4 protein-coding genes are annotated in these 2,702 nt (G+C 45.6%); all 4 read right to left on the reverse strand.

The genetic code is table 11. The annotated features are described in order from the left end of the window. Positions 1–179: 179 nt before the first annotated feature. On the reverse strand, positions 180–434 hold the full coding sequence (locus AC6F7T_RS08145) for a type II toxin-antitoxin system RelE/ParE family toxin (RefSeq protein ID WP_500717697.1): 255 nt from the start codon (positions 432–434) through the stop codon (positions 180–182). Next, on the reverse strand, positions 431–631 hold the full coding sequence (locus tag AC6F7T_RS08150; RefSeq protein WP_500717700.1) for a hypothetical protein: 201 nt from the start codon (positions 629–631) through the stop codon (positions 431–433). The genes AC6F7T_RS08145 and AC6F7T_RS08150 overlap by 4 nt, the downstream gene beginning before the upstream one ends. A gap of 767 nt (positions 632–1,398) precedes the next feature. Continuing rightward, entirely contained in the window at positions 1,399–1,758 is a 360-nt protein-coding gene (locus tag AC6F7T_RS08155; protein ID WP_500717703.1) for a helix-turn-helix domain-containing protein, read from the reverse strand. Between the two features lie 670 nt (positions 1,759–2,428). After that, positions 2,429–2,701 carry a hypothetical protein gene (locus tag AC6F7T_RS08160; protein WP_500717704.1) on the reverse strand — a complete coding sequence of 91 codons (273 nt, stop codon included), beginning with the start codon at positions 2,699–2,701 and terminating at the stop codon, positions 2,429–2,431. Position 2,702 lies beyond the last annotated feature (1 nt).

Here is a 2,702-nt window from a genome sequence, read left to right on the forward strand (position 1 = left end):
CCCAGGCAAAGGGGTAAGATCTCATCGGTCAGGTGTTAAAAACCAGTACTGAGTTGTTAAACATAGTACTTGTTACTCGTTACTCGTTATTCTTTCACCCGATACATTCCATGATGAACTCTGAGATCAGCGGCTGAATATATTGGGTTTGCGTGAAACCCAACTCTTTACATTCTGCCTCATCCTCTATAAATCTGTCGCCGGTGCCCTACACGCAAAATGACTATATCCTCAGCCCCTATATCGAAAATAATCCTATAATCACCTACTCTGAACCGATAGTTCCCAAGCTCAGCATTTGTTAACGGCTTGGCATGTCCAAGCGGATCAGCCTCGAACCGCAATAGTGCTTTGCCAATTCGATTTTTGACCTGCGGATCAAGTTTTTGAATATCCTTGAGAGCACGGTCTGTATAAACAAGCCGATAACTCACGAACCAAATACATCTTTGTGGCTGGAAACCTTGCCGACTTTATATTCTGCCCTGGCTTCGCGAATGCTGGTCAGATATTCCGGGCAGGTGGCGGCCAGAAGATCTTCAATGAATACTTCGCGATCCTGCTTCTTCATTTTTTTGACCGCATTAATAATTTCTTGCGGGTCAACTTCCATTTTCAAAGCCGTAGACATTGATGGCTCCTTCTCAGGGATCAGGTGTTTACTGTTTAGCCTGAATAATCCTGTTGTCTAATAATGCGCATGACCTCAATCTGATTATGCTCGGGGTCAAGTCTTGCATTGCCACATCTCTTGTTCTGCAACGTAAATCCAAAGGGGACGAACTCAAAAACTTAAACACACTGTCAGAAACCTCTGAAGAGAGCTGACACCTGAAAGAGCCGGCCCCCAGCCCTGTTCAAACAAGTCCGGGACTATACACCATCCATCTGACATATTTCTGACTGAGGGGTGTTTTTGTGAAAAAAAAATGAAAAAAACATCAAAGATGAGAACCTTTTTTTTTCTGGACGCTGATCACATCTGATGACAACTAAAAAACAAGGCCCTGTTTATCACGGTAAAACCTTTAAATCGCTCACGGTAGGGTCAAATGCACAACCTATTCTCTGGGTTTCAAACCAATATGCAGATCTTTTGCCATTGACCTTACCGTGTCATCTTTGCCCTTGACGTTACCGTGTTAAAATCTTTTAAAATTCTTTCTATCACGGTAACACCTTTAAATCGTCCACGGTAGGGTCAAATGCACAACCTATTCTCTGGGGTTTCAAACCAATATGCAGATCTTTTGACGTTGACCTTACCGTGCTAAAAGCTTTTATCCTGACCATCCCTGCAAGTTTTGGTTGATCAGATTTTTATCATAGCTTTTCAGCGTAATCTGCGAGCTATTCAGGTTTCGATCCCTCACTTTGAGATACAGATTCGCCCATGGATTACAAAAACACCCGATAATCGGAAACATTCAGCGCCTTTGCAAGCTTTCGGGCGCGTTCTTTACCTATGACGCGTTTGCCGTTTTCCATTTCACTCAGTTGATGCTGTGGGATACCGGTCAACTCAGACAGTTGTATCTGGGTGAGGCCTTCGCGGGTTCGGTATGCGCGCAGGGAGATTTGCTGCTCTTTCCCGATATATTCCGGGAAAACTTCGGCTACAGAGTAATGACGCTCTTCGCAATACTCGACAGCCTCGGCGTATTCCTTGATTCTGGCGACATTGCGACGATGCACACGCAGCCGAACCGTGACTATTTCGTTATCGTCAGTATGGGGCTTTTTCGTGACTACCGGCATAGATGACCTCCACTAACCTGATTGCACCTTTGACTTCCCGCCAGACTGCCACATAAGTGGGGTTGCCCTTTTTCAGGTGACAATGGTGCTGATTGTCCGAAAGCTTTGAGTAATTAGGCCAGTCTCCCCGAACCGGACCGGCAGACTCGATCTCGCGAACCAACTGAAACAGGGTTTCCTGCACCCGTCGTGGGAGTTTGTCTTTTTGCTTTCTGGCCCGATTCGTGAATTTAACTGTCCATCCCATGCTAATTATACCTTTTATGGGTATATTGTCAATTTCAACTTCCGTTCGCAAACCCTAATAGCACACGGATTTACAAGGATTTACACGGATTTAAACCAAACCTCAAATCAAAGCAAAAAAAGACTGAAAACCTTTTTTAGAACGCTGATCACATCTGATAAACGCTGATCAGGCACAACCCTGAACCCTGTTATTGCATCTTAGGGGTCAGGTGTTTACTGTTTACCCTGAATAATCCTGTTGTCCAATAATGCGCATGATCTCAATCTGATTGCTGTGAGAACCTCAACGGGGGCAGTCACTATTCCCCGTCTTTCAACTCGACTTTTGCTGGTCATAGTTACTCATTCTATATTCAGGTCAGAGGGACAGGCACCGTTAGAACCCGGTACTGAGTCCTCAGTCCTCAGTCCTCAGTTCTCGTTACTCTTTCACCTGATACACTGCATGATGGGCTTCGGTATCGGCACGGTGGGCTTTGAGGTCAACGGCGACGGCATCTATTTTTCCGCTCAGCCACTTATCCGTGGCCTTGAGGTCGCCAGCAACGGCGATCAGATTCAGTTCAACGCTCTCCAAGCGATTTTCCACCTTGTCGACACGTTTTTCCAGTCGGTTGACCTTTTCTCCCAACAGCTGCTGACCCTCGGCAATCAAGCCAAGTTTATGATCGAAACTTTCAGCAACAACACTCAGA

It is taken from the genome of Pelovirga sp., assembly GCF_059864205.1.

What these genes read in the sequence shown, in the direction of transcription:
- AC6F7T_RS08150 (WP_500717700.1), bottom strand. Translation starts at nt 631, where the DNA reads ATGTCTACGGCTTTGAAAATGGAAGTTGACCCGCAAGAAATTATTAAT.
- AC6F7T_RS08155 (WP_500717703.1), bottom strand. Translation starts at nt 1,758, where the DNA reads ATGCCGGTAGTCACGAAAAAGCCCCATACTGACGATAACGAAATAGTC.